The organism is Chondrinema litorale (genome assembly GCF_026250525.1).
GTDB classification, from domain to species: Bacteria; Bacteroidota; Bacteroidia; order Cytophagales; family Flammeovirgaceae; genus Chondrinema; species Chondrinema litorale.
The window spans coordinates 270,694-289,515 of the sequence record NZ_CP111044.1 but is presented as its reverse complement, the minus strand read 5'-3'; the positions used below and the strand labels follow the sequence as shown (position 1 = coordinate 289,515).

Here is an 18,822-nt window from a genome sequence, read left to right as displayed (position 1 = left end):
TAAGTAAAAAATTATAATTGATAGTAGAGAAATTACTCACAATTACAGATACGATTGTATTTTTTTAATACAAAAGATTATTTTGAAGAGATTCTATTTATAAGAACTTGTTTATTTTTTTTAGATGTGCCTCTCTCAGCTTCTGATGAATTTGATGGAATGAGGTAGCTAAATAAAATTTTAATTCAAAAATTAATCAAAAGATAAAAAGCCATCATATCCTTACCTTCAACATATGTATGCTTGTGAAAAGTAGTGATTGATGGCTTTCGATTATGTTTAAGCGTACAATTTCTATTTATTCTGAGTGAGTTGGTTTTTGATATGGAAATAATCGAAATCGACATAACCGCCAGCATTTTTGGTGGCATAGTTAAACAGAGCAAAACGATAACCCATAAAATGTGGTAATGTATAAACCATACGCAGTTGATTGCCTATTTTTTTCCAATTTGTTCCATCAAAGCTGTAATAAAAATCTGCTACATCTTTCTTCTCCTCAAAATCACATTCAACTTTTAAATAGACAGTTTCTTGATCGATCGGCAAGCTTTCAATTTCTTCAGGTGTATCGTTTTGAGCGTTTATCATTACCAATTTCTTTTCTCCATTTTCAATCTTCACTCCCACTAAACCATACTTTTTCTGTAATAATCCCAAACCCGCAATATCACCATCTTTCATATTTGAAACATCAATAGCAGTAGATCCCGAGCATTGTGGACCAAAAGTTCTTTGGGTCAACGAGTTTCTGGCTTCTAAAAAGTGTGAATCTACCCTGCCTGTTGTCAATTTCAAATAACCTTTTCTTTCTCGAACTGACCAAAGTTCATTTACAGGATTATGATTCCACTGCCAAACCAAAGGCAAATCAGTCTCTTTCTTCTTGCGCTTAAAATCATCAGAGTTTACAATATAAGGAATTACACCTTTGCTCGCTGGTAAATTTAATATTTCTGGTACTTTTCCATTAACACCTAAAACCGGCCAACCATCTTCCCAAGTTACTGGAACCCAATAAGGTATACGACCCACTGCACCAAAATCTCTAAATAAATAGGCAAACCATTTTCCATCTGGCGTGTCGATTAACCCCCCTTGTGCTACACCTTTATCTTGTAAACCAACTCTGCCTTCGTATGGTCCAGTAATTTTATCAGCTCGATGGATTACTACTGTTCGCATACCACCTTTTGGCCAAGTAATATCAAATAAATAATACTTACCATTTACTTTAAATAACTGAGATCCTTCTGCACCCAAGCCAATATTGTTACCTGCTGGTGCACTGGCATTTTCGATTAATACTTTCTCAGTTCCAGCTTTCACTCCTGTTAAATCATCTTTTAATTCTGCAATCATTAACTTTCCATTTCCCCAAATAAGGTAGTTGCGCCCATCATCATCGAAAAAGAAGTTGTGGTCGTGGTAAGATGGTTCGAAAGAAATCTTTTTCCAAGGTCCCTTTTCAATGTCTTGGGTTGAATAGATGTAAGTCTTACCTGTGGTACCTGAAAAGGTAGAAACATAAAAAGTTTCATTGTGGAAGCGGATGCAACTCGCCCACGAGCCATTACCGTAATCGCTTTTACCATTTTCCAGATTAAGTTCATCAACATCTTCTAGTATATCGTAAGCATAGTTTACAATTTCCCAATTCACTAAATCTTTAGATTTCATGATAGGTACACCGGGACTCATATGCATGGTAGTGCTACTCATGTAATAAGTATCACCTACCCGAACCATAGAGAGGTCAGGCACATCTGCAAAAATGATCGGATTGGTGGCTTTACTAGATTGAGAAAAGGAGTTGAATTGTATTAAAAAGAATAGCAGGAATACTCCTGAAAAAATTAGTTTCATATCAAATTTACTTTTGTATCTCTCGATGCGATCAAATTAATTACATACAAAGGCAAATATATTTATCTGGATGATATATGATAGTAAGATGATGTTACAATTCCTTTATTCTATACTTCTTTCGGTGTTTTTTTAAAATGAAAAAAGGCTGAGGTAAAAACCCCAACCCTTTTATACATTTAACTGAATGTATTGGTTCTTTCTCGATGAATGCAAAATAGCTTTGCATTCAATCAATTATTTCTTTGGTCTTGAACTCATATAAAATGTCAGTTTTCCACCATTAGTAATCTCTGAATGCGTAAGGTATCTTCTATCAATTGCCTTTCCGTTCAGCTCTATTTTCTTCACATACACATTCTTATCACTTTGGTTAACTGCTTCAATTTCGAAGGTTTTACCATTCTCTAAGTGAAGTGTAGCAGTTTTAATCGCAGGACTACCAAATGCATACTGGTCTGAACCCGGAGCAACTGGATAGAAACCTAATGAACTGAAAATATACCAAGCGCTCATTTGACCGCAATCGTCATTTCCACCTAAACCGTCTGGTGCTGCCTGATACTGTTTCTTTAAGATCATTCTGATTTTATCTTGAGTTTTCCAAGGTTGATCTGTCCAGTTATATAAATATGCAGCGTGGTGAGCTGGCTCATTACCATGCACATAGTTTCCGATAATTCCTTCTCTGGTAATATCTTCTGTATGGGCAAAGAACTCATCTGGCAAGTCCATCGTGAAAAGTGAATCGAGGTGTTTTACAAATTGTTTTTTACCTCCCATCATCTCGATCATAGTTGCAGGGTCTTGTGGTACATACAAGCTGTAATTCCAAGCATTACCTTCAATATAACCTTGTCCGTGTGTGCTTAGTAAGTCGAAATCTTTTCTGAAAGTACCATCACTTAATTTAGGTCTCATGTAACCGATAGAAGCATCGTATACATTTTTCCAGTTTTCTGCCCGCTTGCTAAATTCTTTATAAACATCATCTCTACCTAACTTTTTAGCCATTTGAGCGATACAAAAATCATCGTATGCATATTCTAAAGTTTTAGAAACCGAAGAACTGTTTTTATCTTCTGGCACATAACCCATATCTAAATAATAGCCGATTCCATCGTATTTTCTATAGTTGGCTGTAGCCACACATGCATCTAATGCTTTGTTAGCATCAAAATCGATATTGTCTTTCATCACTGCATCTGCAATTACTGAAACACTGTGGTAGCCAATCATACACCAGTTTTCATTGGCATGATGCGACCAAACAGGCAACATTTTATGAACACTCTGGTCGTAATGTGCCAACATCGATTGCACCATATCGGCATTTCGAGTTGGTTGAATCACATTGAAGAATGGATGCAGGGCTCTGTAAGTATCCCAAAGCGAAAAGGTAGTATAATTCGTAAAACCATCTGCTTGATGCACATTTTGATCTAAACCTTTATACTGACCATTTACATCCATATATGTAGTTGGTCCTAAGAAAGTATGGTACATGGCTGTATAGAAATTCACCATTTCTTCTTCACTACCAGTAGTTACATTGATCTTTTCAAACTCTTTTTGCCACAGTTGCTGCCCATCTTTTTTTGCCTTTTCAAAATCCCAGTGAGGAATCTCCGTATTCAAGTTTTCAACTGCATTCGCTGTACTTACTGGTGAAAGTGCAAATTTGATTTTAATTTTCTCACCTTCTTCAGTATCAAAATCGAAGTGCATTCTTATTTGCTCACCAGCAATATCTGGGAAGTTGTTTGCTTGGTCAAACTTTCTCCAAAAACCTTTATAAACTTGTTTTTTAGAATAATCGCTAGTTCCGTATTGCTTAAAAGGTTTAGAGAATGTCATGGCAAAATACATGGTGCGCGTTCTCGCCCAACCATGCGTTTGGCGGAAACCTGTTACCATTGTGTCATTCTCTACCCTAATAAATGTCCACACGTTTTTATCATCGTAGTTGTAAATGCCATACATCATATCTAAAATAATGTGCGCATCAGATGATTTTGGGAAAGTATATTGATGGAAACCAACTCGGTTGCTTGTTGTTAATTCAGCGTTGATCTGGTCGTCTTCTAACATTACCTGATAGTAGTTTGGCTCTGCATGCTCATTATCATGAGAAAAAGCCGAACGGAATCCACTTTTAGGATCATCTTCTGTTCCTGGATTCATTTGTAGTTCACCAACAGTTGGCATCACTAAGAAATCCCCTAAATCAGAGTGACCAGTACCACTAAAATGTGTGTGAGCAAATCCAACTATGGTAGGATCGTCATACTGATAACCTGCACAATATTTATAAACCGAAGGATTATATCTGCCATTTACCTCATAAGGTAATGTATCGGTTTCTGGGCTTAATTGTACCATACCAAAAGGCACCGTGGCTCCCGGATATGTATGGCCCATTTTATGTGTTCCAATTAATGGATTAGCATATTTTATAAGGTCTTCATTTTGGGCAAACACTGTAAATGTTTGCAATAAAATTAAAATAATAAGCAGTTGCTTCATAATTAATTAGTAGGTCAATGATATGTATAGTCTCAGAAAATTTTTAATGACTCAAATATAGATAAATCGATTTGGCTTACCTTATAAACCTCATAGATTCCTCAATTGAATCTTAATTTGTGTCTATTCAATTTATAAATGAAGACTAAATACTGGGGTCTTGAGCATACATTTCCCAAAGTTCGTCGATAGTTTTGCCAGTCTCTTCTTTCCAGATATCTTTTGTATATGTTTTGGTTCTCATGGCATGGTCAAGTGCTTTTACTACACCCGGTTTTACTTTGCTCTCAATCCAAACAAAAAAGCGAGCTGTAATTCTATAGCCATTGTCGTATTTCTGATTGTTATTAAACTCGGTTAATGTCCAGCCAGCACCTTCGTTATCTACACCATAAGTATATCTCACGTAATCGGCAATGCCTTCTGTTACCCACCAAGGTCCAGCACCATTGGGATAGTTCTGTACGATATGCATTACTTCGTGCGTAACCACATCGATATCTCCCGGTTGCTTAACAAACCATTTTGGGTTGTATCTCACTCTTCCCCCTCCTGCTTCTGCCACTCCATTGTAAGTAGTATCGATAAAAAATGTTACTTCGTTGGTAGAGTTTCTATTGTAATTTTTAGCCAAGGTCGGATAAATGTAAAAAAAGGTCTCCACCATTCTCTCTTTTAATGCAGGATTAAAATTCGCATCCTGATTAATAATCTTTAGCGTATAGCCCTTTCTTTGAATTACTTCTGGTTCTTCTTGCAACTGAGAGTTTAAATAAATGAAAGAACTCAATAACAAGATAATAGCTGGAAAATAGAAAATAGATTTTTTCTGCATGTTAATTCACTAGTTTAAAATTGTTTGTTAAAACCGAAAATTGCGATAGGTAAATAATAGTAAATTGCTGTATTTAAAATTTTATTCTGTATTAATAGCTTATCTGATAAAAGTCTTTTTGAGCTTGTAGAAACTCTTTATCTGTTTCGTCTGACCAACCAAAAGCATCGGTTGCCAAGCCTTTAAGGTTTTTGCCTGCTGCACCACTCCAGAAATGAACAAATTCGCCCATGTTCATTCTTCTTGCATAAGATTGACCATTTTTTGGAAAGTATTTAGAAAGCAATTCGAAAAAATTATTCAAGACGGCACTCTCACCATAATTTTCATAAATAGGATAAAACCAGTCTTTAAACCAATAAGTGTTTGCTCTTGGGAAATCATCTTTCCCGTTGATGTATAAATTATAGATTCTTTCTGCATCTTCTTCTCTGCCTAAACCCTTGTAAACATCATACTGAAAAATTTCTGCCCACTTGCTGTCTTTCCAAATATCAAAAGCTGGTGACTCGTGTACACCATGAGAAGAACCTTCTACCACATGACCCACTTCATGCACGTGCGCATCAATATTCCAATCGGAAATGGTTTCCCAATCGCCAGAAGTCACATCTGAGAGGCTTCTATAACCTGTGGCTTCATCAAAAATATTACCTGTTCTGCCTCCATTGTATGTGCCACCATGGCAAACCACATAGAGTCTATTTTCAGCACCAAAGTTACCATAAACAGTTTTTACATATTGCCATACATCGCTCATAAACTCGTGAGGCCAAGTAACAGAAGTAGGCACATCTTTATCATAATAAACTGCTACATGCTCATCGAAATAAACTCGCTCTAATTCTAATCGGTGGTCTAGCCATATTTCAGTCCAAGTTTTGGGAGGAGAACCGGGAGGATCAGTTTCTTCGTCAGGTTCTGGATTAATGATTTCATCTTCAATATCTTCTGTAGAATCACATGCTGTAAAAGAGATGAGCATGAGGAGAAGAATCGCTGTAATTGATTTGAGTATTTTCATTGAATATTTTCAGAAATTATAGGAGAGAATAAAATTCTCCCCTATAGATAGAGTTGCTACTGGTTAAGGTTGTATCCGGGATGAATACTCAGTTTCTAGGCATTGATACTGAGTATTTTAACCCGAACACTTCTCGCATCTAAATTATGTATGTCACAATGAGTATTTTTATTTTGAAACTCCTAATGCTAGTTGCATCCCGATTTCAAAATTGCTGCCTGCATAACCACTCAAATCTTTAGTTTCGGTAGTATACATCGCATTTATTTTTAAGATTGATTTAATGGTAGCTCCAATTCCCAAAGTGGTATTTTGCGAGCTGTGATACATGCCAAAAACATTAAATTTATCTTCTAAAAGACCAAGATTTACACCACCATCAATTATATCGTCGAAACCTTCTACGTTGCGGTAGCAAAGTTTTGGTTCTAGACTAATACCGCTTGTACTTTCAGCAAAATTGAACTTGTAACTAGCTGCTGCGAAAATGGTCGATTTCATAAAGCTGTAAAATTCTCCTTCTTCACCTTCTATTCTAGATCGTAGGTTAAGCACAGACCCTTGAAGTTTGAAGTTGTTTTCGGTAAAAGTGATACCAAAATCTCCATCCACATAGATTCCTTGATCGTTAAATGCTGCCACCAATGGATCGTCTATACTACCACTGATGTCTGAAGTATTGATTTGCTGATCGATGATTCCTAAAGACAAACCGAAGCTCAAACTTCTTCCATTTTGGTTTAATGGCAAGTGGTATGCATAAGTTGCTACTGCTTTAGTTGCATTAAAAAGACCGATTTCTTCTCTTAAAATATTTACACCTAAACCAACTTTTTCTCCCAAACTATAACCCACCGTAGCAGACTGGCTGATTTGCCCACTAGAAATTGCTGTAGCCTGTTGTCTGTAAGCCAAGTTAACCAAAAGCTTATTGTCTGAACCAACTTCTGCCGGATTGGTCAGATAGTTATTTTGGTAAAGAGAAGAACCCAATGGATACAACTGCGCGAAACTTTTTTGGCTGTTTAGCAAAACAAAACAAAGCCCAATGAATGCTATGCCAAAAATTCTTACTTTATATTTTTGAATATTCATCTGTATCAAAATCTTAATATGAATTATTTGATTATAGTAATGGTGCCATTCACTTCTGGAATTCCTCTACCCAACTCGATGGTGTAGTAATAAACACCAGCTGCTAATGTGCTTCCATTGGAAGTGCCATCCCAGTCGTTCGCATATTCCATCTGGCTGAAAACTTCTCTACCAGAAAGGTCATACACTGTTACCACATTTCCCGGATAAGTATTGATATTCCAAATTACCCAAGTATCGTTCTTGCCGTCTCCGTTTGGCGTCATGATATTACTTGGAGCTAATTGATATGTACCATCCATTTTTACAGCAATTTCGCTTAGTACACTACAACCATCTGCCGTAGTAGCAATTACAGAATACACATAGTCTTGAGTAGGTTGGATAGTTAATACATCGCTGGTTTCTCCACTCAAAATGCCCGGTCCTTCTTGCCACTCGTAAGAAACTCCACCAGTTGCTGTTAACTGAATAATATCTCCTCTCGGAATTGGCATCTCATCACTAGAACTTATAGTAATTTCAATCTCGCTAACATTCATCACAAAAGACTGCGTATAAGTATCTGTGCCCTCATTTAAAGTACCACCATTGTCTGTTGCTGTAATGGTGATTGTTGCTGTTCCTGTTGCTTCGTCTTTAGATTTATAATTAATGGTTGATACACCATCGATAGGTTGAGATACAGTTAGCAATTGGAAAAAGTCTGGGTTATCAGTCGTTGCTCTCAATGTTACAATCTGATTAGACTCTCCTTCTCCTGCTGATACAGTATTGATATCTAAAGCATAAGTACTTGTTGGATCACAGATTACTTGATCTTCGATTGTAGCAAAAGAAGGCACCATATTTACACCAAAAGTAGTATCGGAAGCTACTTCTGAATAATCGTTAGAAGCACCAAATTCATTCACTGCTTTCATTCGGTAATAATAATGTGTGGCTTTGATAAGTGCAGTATCCAAATAACTGGTTGCATTAGAATCAATCGTTTGGATAACTACATAGTCAATTCCATCAACAGAGCGCTCTAGCAAGAAATTTAACTCATCGTCAGACTCATCTACCCAAGTAAGCGCGATTTCAGACTCTGAGCTTGCTACTGCTTCTAAGCTACTTGGAGCTGGTGGAAGACTGGTATCTTCAGTAGTTGTGCCAGAAGCGGTGTTTGAGTAAAGTGAGCGCCCATCATCGCTGATAGAATTAATTCTATAGTAATAAGTAGTAACTGGAGTTAATTCAGTATCAGTAAAGCTTGTTAAGTCTGCATCAACTGTTGCCACACTATCAAAAGTTACATTATCTAATGAACGCTCGATTTCAAAGCCAGATTCTGTAGTAGAATTGTCTTCCCAAGTTAAAGTAATCTCTGATTGTGAAAGTACTTCTGCTGCTAGGTTCGATGGAATTGCAGGCGCATTTTTAGGAATACCCCAAATCTCCAACTCTCCTATCTGACCGGCAATTCCTGTACTTCCATTGTTTTCAGTAACATTTAATCTATAAATTGAATAAACCGCTGTATTTTCGATTGCAAAGGTTTTAGTCTCGTATCTATTCGCAAAACTTGCATTTACTCTGGTATCTAAAATAGTCCAATCTGTTCCATTATTAGAACCTTCGAATGTCCAGTTTTTTGGATCTCTAGAAGGTGCATCATTTGCAGAAGTAATTGTATATTTTGTTACGATCTCTTCTACATCAGACCCTTTATCGTACTGAATCCAATAAGCTGCCGGAGTCAATCCTTGATTAAGAAGATACTTTGTATTGTAATCGTTGTCGATGATCATTGCAGAAATTTCTGCTGGATTTGCATCATTTTCGTATTGAACTGAAATGCTTCCACCATCATTGGTAAGATCGTTAAAAGCACCTGTGTAATCCAAAGTAGAAATGCTCAAATCATTTGAATATTCAGAGATACCGAAATCGTTAATTGCTTTAATTCTGTAGTGGTATTCTGATGATAAAGCGACATCATTATCGATAAAATAAGTCTTGTTCGCAGGAAGTGTTTCTAAGAGAGAATAATCAACCCCATTTTCAGATTTTTCTAATTCAAAACTGGTTTCGTTGCCAATTTCATCCACCCAACTTAAAACAATCTCAGTACCTGAAGTAGCAATACCTGCAAGATCAGAAGGTGCTTTTTCTGGTGGTAAACCTTTGTACAAACGCCACTCAGCTAATTGGAAAAGACTACCTCCATTGTTCGCTGAAATATTAATTCTGTAATACTCATAAGCAGTGGTATTTTCTATCGTATAGCTTTGTGTCTGAAGTCTTTCAGAGAATGCTTGTGCTTTTTTCTCATCGAGTGTTACCCAATTTTCGCCATCGCTAGAAGCTAGAAACTCCCAGTTTTTTGGATCTCTATCGGCAGCATCATTTGCAGAAGTAAGCGTATATAAATCGACTACAGCCGGTTCGTTTAGCTGAAACTGCATCCACAAAGAAGTAAAGTTGAATAGAAGGAATTTAGTATTGATGTTTCCATCTATAACTTTAGGTGAATTCTCGCTCTCATTATCATTCTCATACTCAGTGGTTAATAAACCTCCGAGTGCAGTAATATCCTGAGCAGTACTTTTTACATATGAAAAGCATAGTAAAACAAATACCGCCATTTTAATTAATCTATTATTGAATAATATTTTTGGCATATTAAGTCTGTTATAGTTTTTGTTCAAACTAATTCTAATACTTGCTTGCCCTCTTTGGTAGAGATTTTACCAAAGAGGGTAAGATTTTACATTACCAACCTGTATTTTGAATGAGCTCCTTATCTGTGTTCACCTCATCCTGCGGTATTGGGAATAAATAGTGTCTTTTGTTGAAAGTTCTATCTTCGAAAGAAACTCTATTATAGAAGTCTTCAACTTCTTGTGCATTGATATCCAAACCATAGATTGGTCCATTGTCAGTAGTTTCTGCCACTTTCCATCTTCTGGTATCGAAATATCTCACATTTTCAAAAGCTAACTCTACTCTTCTCTCTTTGTGAATTGCCTCACGCATTGCTTCTTGAGTAGATGGTGCTGGCAATTCGTTGGTTCCATATTCTGGAACACCAGCTCTTTCTCTGATTAAGTTCAAGTAATTTAAAATATCTGGATTACCCGGATCGGCCTCATTGAGTGCTTCTGCATATCCTAGATAGATATTAGCTAGTCGGAGTAACACCAAACTTCTGCTACCATTTCTCCAATCTGATAAAGCCATGCCTTTTCTCACGATATATCCTGTTGGCGAGTAATCGTTTCCTCCTACTGCTCTACCAGAATTACCAGTGTAATGAGTTTCGGTTACAACTACTCCTGTATTGGTGTTTAACCAAGTACTGCCATCGAATGTGATACCTACATAAAATCTAGGTTCTCTGTTTGCCCATTGTGCGTAGATTTCTCTTGGTTGATTATCGTATGGAGTTTGATATGTTACAAAACCGCTTTCTTGATAACCAGAAGCAGGATCGTCAATTGATCTACCATTTGAAGTAAAATAGGCATCCACCATGTTTTGAGTTGCGCCTAAACCACCACTACCTCTTACTTCACTTGAGCTACCTGAGTGGAATGGAGTAAGTTCGTATTGTCTGCTTGAAATACCCGCTGCTACTCTCGCAAAAATGATTTCCGAATTCCAGTCTTGCAGCATTACATCTCTACATGATAAATAAGGAGAGAAATTACCATCAGCATCGTTTTCTCTGTATAATTCATAAACTGATGGTACAAATTCATCAATAAAAGCTTTGTAAGCATCAGCTGCCGCTCTCCATTTGCTTACCTCGTATGTCTGGCTAATTAGCTGTTTACCATCATTATTTACCATATCAGCATAATCTGTATTACCATTAAACAATGGACTCGCTGATAATAATAAAGCTTCTGCTTTTATTGCTTGTGCAAAACCTTTGGTAATTCTTCCGTAACTATCGTTGTTAGATGGTACGATAGGAAGATTTTCTGATGCCTGATCTAATTGAGCAGCAATATACGCCACACAATCTTCCATCGAACTTCTTGGTAATTGCACATCTTCGAATTGTGCATCTGGTGAGATGTTTTCGTCACCCATAATTACTATAGGGCCGTACATTCTCATTAAATAGTAATAATATATTGCTCTTAAAGCTCTAGCTTCTGCTTTGTATTGTGTAATTAAAGCATCTCCACAATCCACACATTTATCTGCATTTTCTAAAAAATCTCCAGCAGAACGAATACCTCTGTAGTAATTAGACCAGAAAGCACTTACAAAACCTGAAGTTGCATCCCAAGCACCAATATTCATATTGTTACTAGTAACAAAACCCCAAACAAATTCTGCCTCATCTGATCCACCTGTCCAAGGGCCAGCATTACTTGATGCTACAAATCTTTGGCCAGCCTCATCTGGAATTTGAGAGTAAATATTAGCTAAAAACCTTTCTAGTGTATTTCTATGAGAGAATGTTTCTTCTAACCCTAGTCTGTCATCTGGTACTTGATCCAAAAAACCTTCCTGACAAGAAAAGCTAAGAAACAAGAATAAAATTGTGATATATATCTTGGTTATATTTTTCATTTGTCGTGTAGTTTAAAATTGAATATTTACACCTAGTGAATAGATTGAAATATTAGGATATCTAGCACCATTACTATAAGGTACACTATTATTAACTGGTAGTGTTAACTCAGGATCCCACAGCTTAAAGTTGGTGAAAGTCAATAAGTTAAATCCTCTTAAATAAAACCTCATAGTTCTAATTCCAACCCTATCTGTTAAGTGCTCAGGAAGCGTATAGCCAATTTCTGCTGTTTTTAGCCTGATGAAATCTACATCTTTTACCCACCAAGAGCTCGGCTGTGTGTTGTTATTATTCATAGCTGAACCATAAGCTAATCTAGGATAGAAAGCATTTGGGTCTGGGTTTTCTTCTGTCCATCTGTCTAGTGCAACTGTGTGTAAGTTACCAGTTCCACCATCTCCATTAAAAGGCATAATTCCATATCCACCTAGCAACACATCTGCATCAGATTGGCCTTGGAAGAAAGCACTCACATCGAAACCTTTGTAGCTAGCACCAAGAGAAAAACCATATAACAATGAAGGTACATCTCCACGACCAATTTTAGTTTGGTCAAATGCATCAATTACACCATCTTCATTTAAATCTTTGTATTTGATATCTCCCGGCATAACAGTTCCGAATTGAGTCGCACTGTTATCGATCTCATCTTGGCTAGCAAATAAACCTTCTGCCACGTATCCGTATCTCGCTAAGAGGTTTGTACCCCTTCTTTCTTGCCATTCATACAATTGCTCTGGTTGGTCGTTTTCTATTACTTTATCGCGCGTGTAGGTAAAGTTACCTTGCACTTGGAATAACACCTTGCCGATTTCAGTCTGAAACTGCATGGTACCATCTATACCTTTGTTTTCAACAATTCCTAAGTTACCCCAAGGGTCGTTTGTTAAACCTACAAAGTTTGGTACAGCTCCTCTTTGCAAGAAGATGCCTTCTCTTCTTTCTTTAAAGATGTCTACGATTAATGAAAGTCTATCTCTAAAAGTGTTAATCTCAATACCTAAGTCTTGTTTTCTAGCTTCTGCCCAAGTTACATCTACAGCATAATCTTGTACGTTTATACCGCTATATCCTCTTCTGTTAGTGCCAAAAGTATATCCGGGTGCATTGTCGCCACCATCATTTAAGAAGGTTAAATACCCAAAACGTCTACCACCTGCACCAGAACCAACTAATCCGTCTGTATATCTAATTTTAAAAAACTGAATTACATCTGTTAATGGCTCAAAGAATTGCTCATTAGATAATACCCAACCAAAACCCAATGCTGGGAAGAAACCATAACGTTTACTTGGGGCAAAGTTTTCTGAACCATTGTAACCAACGTTTATTTCTAAGAAGTATCTGTCGTCGTAAGAGTAAGTTCCTCTACCTGCTAAACCTCTGTTTCTTTCTGGAATAGATGAAGTAAAGTCTCCAGCAAAAGCATTTGATTTATCAGTTTGATTATACAAAAGCAATCCACTAACTCTGTGCTTTTCGAAAGTTCTATTATAGTTTACTGATGATTCAATATAGATGCTTCTGTCACCTCCATTTTCTCTAGAATAACCTAAGTAGTTTTGACCTGTGTAAGTTAATAATAGGTTAAGTGTACCATCTAAATTGCGTGGATCGTTAGGATCAACAATATAAGTATCTACTCTTTTTGATCTGTTAATTTTATGCTCGTTGTAAGCATCAAAAGCAAACATACCAGTTACAGATAAACCTTCTGTAATTTTATCTAACTTTTGAGTTACTCTAACATTTGAATACAATTGGTTTCTAGAATCAGTCTCGTAACCTCTTTGTGTTGCATCTCCATAAGGGTTTCTAAAATCACCATTTGGGTTTCTACCCGGAACATATCCACCCGGATACATCACTGGATATTCAACTGGTGGCACTTGCATGGCACTCGTAAAAATATCACCATCAGAAACACCCGGATAATTACCATCAGACAAGTAACCTTGAATACCTAATTCTACATTGGTTGTACTGGTAACATCGAGGTTTAAATTCGTAGTGATGTTATATCTAGAAAATTTAATTTCTGAATTGTATTGAGATAAATCATCAGTAACAAAGAAACCAGTTTCATCATAATAACCTAAAGAAACATAATATCTCGCATTTTCTGAACCACCACTCACATTTAGGTTTGCTCTCTTGTTATTACCCCATTTGTTAAATACTTCATCCATCCAATTTACATTCGGATATAAGTATGGGTCTTCTCCACTAATGGTTTTTTCTATAGCCTCATCAGAAAATCTTGCAGCTTGTCCTCTAGTAGTTAGCGCCTCATTCGCAAGCTTCATATAAGTAGGTCCATCAACTAATTCAGGCACCTGAGTAAAAGTTGTTACACCTTGGTTGTAGTCAAAACTCACCTTTGGTTTACCTTGCTCACCTCCTTTTGTTTTTACGATAATTACACCATTAGCACCTCTTACACCATATACAGCAGTTGCAGAAGCATCTTTTAAAATTGTAAAAGACTCTACATCTTGTGGGTCGATGTTATTTAATGATCTGGCAACTCCATCTACCAAAACCAAAGGTGCCCGACTACTAGAAGAGAAAGTAGAAATACCTCTAATCCAGATATCTGCATTATCATAACCTGGCTTACCAGATCTTTGTACAGCAACAACACCAGAAACTCTACCAGCTAATACTGTACTTAGGTTAGCCGCAGAAGTTTTAATGTCCTTTACCTTTACGGTTGATTGTGCACCAACTAAACTTACCTTTCTTTGCTCTCCAAAACCAACAACCACAATTTCGTCTAGCGCAGTTATGTCTTCTTCTAAAGTTACAGCTAAGTCATTTTGATTAGTTATAGGAACTTCTTTGGTTTTGTATCCCACAAAAGAAAACAAAAGAACACCATTGGTATGCTCGGTGGGTATATTCAGTTTAAAGTTACCATTCATGTCTGTAATAGTTCCGATGGTGGTTCCTTCAATTACGATACTTACACCGGGTAATGGTTCTCCTGTAGTACTTTTAACAATACCAGAAATAACTTCAGCTATCCATCGCTCAGCATTTGACCCATGATGTACGTTGTTATCAAGCTCAGAAAAATCCTTGTTTTCTTTATAAAGTAAGATACGATTATTCATTACTTTATAATTTACCTCATAAGGTTTTAGAATTTCTGATAAAGCATCCCCTAATTTTTCATTCGAAAAATCAACAGATATTTTCTCGTTTACCGGTATAATACTCGGGCTATAAACAAATTTTATCTTTGCTGCCTTCTGTATTTTACCTAAAACACTACGAATTTTCATCTCTTCTACTGAGATTGAAATTTCTTGATCCATTTCTTGGGCCTCTGCATAATCTGTCATTGCCATGCAGGTAAAAGTTAAAGCCACAAAAGTTTGTACAATCGCTATCTTCATTGTTGTCTTAATTAAAGCAACAAGCCAATTTTTTTTCATATATTTGATCGCTTTGTTCTAATTATAAGGTTATGGACAAAACACTACCATAAAAAGTAGTTTTTTAGGCTGGCAATGTGGGGCATTGTCAGCTTACTTTTTTTATGGGTAGTTACCAATAGTTTTCAGCTATTTGGTTTTAATGAATGACATCTCAGTTTTCGTAAAGCTTCTTTTCCATATTGTTAAGTAATGTTAGACTTGAAAAAAATGAATAGTTAGTAAATATTTATTGATTTTCGGGACTGCATGCTGCCCCTTTTATTAAGATGGTTGTATCTATAACTTGATAGGAAACCCCAATAGACTCACAAACAAACGCCAACATGGTATACATATCTTGATCACTCAAGTCACCTGTAAAGGTACAATTAAGTATGCCTTTATCACTAGGTTCGATTTTAATTCCATATGTCGATTCTATTTCATTAAAAATCTTTTGAAGCTTAGCTTCTTCGTAAATAAAACTAAGTTGTTGGTCCTGTTTTTTAGTGTTGCTGGTTAGTGGCAATGGATTTACCACAATTGAAGATTCGAGTTTATTGGTATTAAAATTATAAATAGCCCGCTGGTTGGGAGTAAGAAAAACTTCTTGTTTCTCTTTAATGATGTTTTGTATAATTGATTTTTTCACATTCTTGGTTACAAGCACTTTGCCTGTTAAAACCTCCACTTCAGACTTCTGATTTTCACCATTTGTTCTAACGATAAAACTCGTACCCAAAACTTTGGTAATTAGGTGGTTGCTATAAACCAAGAAAGGCTTTTCTGGATTCTTTTGTATATCGAAAAGTGCGACACCTTCTAATTGCACTTCTCTTTTGTTAGTTGCAAACTCGTTCGGATAAGTAAGTTTAGCTCCGGGTTGCAAAGTTACTGTGCTCTTATCACTCAGACTTACTAATACAGGGTTTTCGGTATTATTCACTTTTACTAAAACTGTTTCCTGTATTTCTGTTTTTTCTTCTGTTAAAAATTTAGGCTCGTCAGCCGGAACTTTTAAGAAGAAGAATAGAGCACCCACTAATAAGATTGTAACTGAAGCAGCTATACTCAGTTTTGGCCATATAGACCTCCCCTTTTTAATAGGTTTAACTGTATTTTGCTCGATGTTAATTTTAGAATTAAGGAAACCCCATAGGCGTTCATCAATCTCAGTTAATTCGAGTTCATCTATTTGTTTTAATTCATTTTCATCTTCTAATAATGTGTACCATTCTTCTACTACTTGCTTTTCCTCTTCAGAACAATTTCCTTCCTGATATTTTTTCAATAAGCTATAAAAAGTATCTCTACTCATAAATAAAATTTTCGCACCTCAATAATAAAGTAAACTAAGTCGGCTACTACCCTAAAAAGAATTTGAACTTTTTTTAAATTAATTCGTAACAGGCTGATAATCAATTAAATTATTTTGATATTTTTTTCTTAAAAATGCCATTTACAGCTTTTTACAAGCTAAATAAATGCACATTTAACTAATCTAATCAGCAAGTTTAAAACACAGAATTATATTAGAAACAGGATTGCAATAACCAGTAGGTAATCTTTTAAATGCACCCGCATAATTTTTAAAGATTGGGTTATGTGATATTCCACCGCTTTTTCAGAGATATTTAAATCTTTGGCAATTTCTTTAATAGGGCGGTTTTCTATACGGCTCATTTTAAAAACCATTTGTGTTTTGGCTGGAAGTAGGCTTATTCCCTTTTCAATAACCTGTGATAATTCGCGGTAGGCAGTAATTTGCTCTGTAGAAGAATTACTTTCGTTTAGTAGACCTTTTTCATACTCTACATACTTCTCGTGAACAATTTGAGACTTATAATGATTAATTACACCGTATTTAATAGCAGAAAACAACCACTGATGAATAGACCTCACTTTTATCTCTTTTCTTCTTTCCCAAAGACTAAGAAACAAGTTTTGAGTTAGCTCTTCAGCAATTTCTTTACTGTTAGTTTTACGATAGGCATGCAAGAAGATACTTTTCCAGTATCGAGTGTAAATCTCCCTAAAAGCTAGCTTATCTTCTTTTCGAATTAATAGATTCACTAACTCCTCATCTGCTAGTAAACTGTAGTTCATTAATGTCTCTTTTTGCCAATAAAGCTATAGAAAAAAAACATTTAATAAAATCTTCATGTTAAATTTACAATGAAGCTTTAATGTGGCTCTAGCCTTTAAATAGAGCAATTTCTTTATATTTCACGCTCTATTTTTTTGCTTACAACTAACACAAATCCCAAAAACCATCACAAAATAATCCTAATTGAATTATATATTTCGGGCTTCCTTTTTAAGCCTCAATAGATAAATTAAAGAGCATATAATACTCAATTATAAGTTCTTTTGAATTAAGTTAGGATTAGCATAAATTTTCAGTCATTTCAATTCTATAAAAGCAAAAAAATGCTATTTGGAGGTATGAAAGACACAACTTCTACAGTTGAACTAATATTTTTCATAAACTCAGTAAATAAATAATCTTAATTTTTAAATCTTAAAACATATACTTTTTTAAACTTATGGCTTTAAATTAGAATCACCATTAAATTAATAAAGTACAATTATTTATTGCTAAAATCAAATTCCATTAACCCCTCTATATTACTGGATTTTCACTATAAATTTCCCAAAGTTGATCTACTGTTTTTCCGGTAAGGAATACCCAAATTTTTTCATTGTACTCATCATTTCGCATAATAATGTCTAAATATTCGATAAATCCGGGATACTGTTTTTCGATCCAAACAAAAAACCTGGCCGTAACTCTATACCCATTTTTATAGCTTTGCTCAGTTCTATAATAAGGCATAGCCCAACCAGATCCTGTGTTATCTACCCCATATTTAAACCTTATAAAATCGGCAATACCTTCTGTTACCCACCATAATTCTGGCCTGTAAGGATAGTTCTGAACAATATGCATGATTTCGTGGGTTACCACATCGATATCTTCAGGATGAATTCTAAGCCAATGTGAACTATATTTTACTTTTCCTTCCCAAGTTTCAGCAACTCCTGTGTAGGCTGTGTCAACTATAAAAAGCACTTCTTTTACAGCTTCTTTATTATAGCGGCTAGATAGTTTTGGATATAAGTCAAAGAATGTTTTCACCATTCTTTCTTGTAATTCAAGATCGAAATCAGGGTCTTGATTTATAAAAACAAGCGTATATCCCTTTTTTGCATAAACTTCTTGAGTCTGAGCATAAGACTTCGAAGAAATAATACCTATGCAAAGTATTGATAATAAACTAATTATAAATTTATTCATGAAAATTTCTTTCTACTTTATTTCAGATTGATTGTATATTGAGTGATACAGTCAAAATGACAAATTTCTTTATTAGTATTTTTTTGACATGCCGAAAATCACTGTTTTAAAGAAACAGAGCTAATAATTTATAGCTTAATAATATTTGGAGCAATACTAAACTTATTGAGGCAACAGGTA

At 35.6% G+C, this 18,822-nt stretch carries 11 protein-coding genes; all 11 read right to left on the bottom strand.

Annotation, left to right across the window (positions count from 1 at the left end; genetic code table 11):
• Nucleotides 1-294: 294 nt before the first annotated feature.
• The 11 genes from OQ292_RS21470 to OQ292_RS21420 all read right to left on the bottom strand — a co-directional run bounded on the left by OQ292_RS21470 (nt 295) and on the right by OQ292_RS21420 (nt 18,642).
• The gene (locus OQ292_RS21470; protein WP_284686483.1) at nt 295-1,866 is read right to left on the bottom strand and encodes a glycoside hydrolase family 43 protein; all 1,572 of its coding nucleotides are present in this window, start codon (nt 1,864-1,866) and stop codon (nt 295-297) included.
• 237 nt (nt 1,867-2,103) lie between these two features.
• Nucleotides 2,104-4,392: a GH92 family glycosyl hydrolase gene (locus OQ292_RS21465; RefSeq protein ID WP_284686482.1), complete on the bottom strand. Its 2,289-nt coding sequence runs from the start codon at nt 4,390-4,392 to the stop codon at nt 2,104-2,106.
• A gap of 145 nt (nt 4,393-4,537) precedes the next feature.
• Entirely contained in the window at nt 4,538-5,227 is a 690-nt protein-coding gene (locus OQ292_RS21460; RefSeq protein WP_284686481.1) for a basic secretory protein-like protein, read from the bottom strand.
• A gap of 91 nt (nt 5,228-5,318) precedes the next feature.
• Nucleotides 5,319-6,251 carry a hypothetical protein gene (locus OQ292_RS21455; protein ID WP_284686480.1) on the bottom strand — a complete coding sequence of 311 codons (933 nt, stop codon included), beginning with the start codon at nt 6,249-6,251 and terminating at the stop codon, nt 5,319-5,321.
• A gap of 168 nt (nt 6,252-6,419) precedes the next feature.
• Complete coding sequence (locus OQ292_RS21450) at nt 6,420-7,346, bottom strand: PorP/SprF family type IX secretion system membrane protein (protein WP_284686479.1); 927 nt, start codon at nt 7,344-7,346, stop codon at nt 6,420-6,422.
• 23 nt (nt 7,347-7,369) lie between these two features.
• Entirely contained in the window at nt 7,370-10,012 is a 2,643-nt protein-coding gene (locus tag OQ292_RS21445; protein ID WP_284686478.1) for a T9SS type B sorting domain-containing protein, read from the bottom strand.
• 91 nt (nt 10,013-10,103) lie between these two features.
• Nucleotides 10,104-11,918 (bottom strand): RagB/SusD family nutrient uptake outer membrane protein, encoded by a 1,815-nt coding sequence (locus tag OQ292_RS21440; RefSeq protein ID WP_284686477.1) that lies wholly within the window; start codon nt 11,916-11,918, stop codon nt 10,104-10,106.
• A gap of 12 nt (nt 11,919-11,930) precedes the next feature.
• Nucleotides 11,931-15,362 (bottom strand): TonB-dependent receptor, encoded by a 3,432-nt coding sequence (locus OQ292_RS21435; protein ID WP_284686476.1) that lies wholly within the window; start codon nt 15,360-15,362, stop codon nt 11,931-11,933.
• A 229-nt stretch (nt 15,363-15,591) separates the two neighbouring features.
• Entirely contained in the window at nt 15,592-16,662 is a 1,071-nt protein-coding gene (locus OQ292_RS21430; protein WP_284686475.1) for a FecR family protein, read from the bottom strand.
• A 209-nt stretch (nt 16,663-16,871) separates the two neighbouring features.
• Nucleotides 16,872-17,450, bottom strand: a complete 579-nt coding sequence (locus OQ292_RS21425; protein WP_284686474.1) for an RNA polymerase sigma-70 factor — start codon at nt 17,448-17,450, stop codon at nt 16,872-16,874.
• Nucleotides 17,451-17,967: 517 nt separating this feature from the next.
• On the bottom strand, nt 17,968-18,642 hold the full coding sequence (locus tag OQ292_RS21420) for a basic secretory protein-like protein (protein ID WP_284686473.1): 675 nt from the start codon (nt 18,640-18,642) through the stop codon (nt 17,968-17,970).
• Nucleotides 18,643-18,822 lie beyond the last annotated feature (180 nt).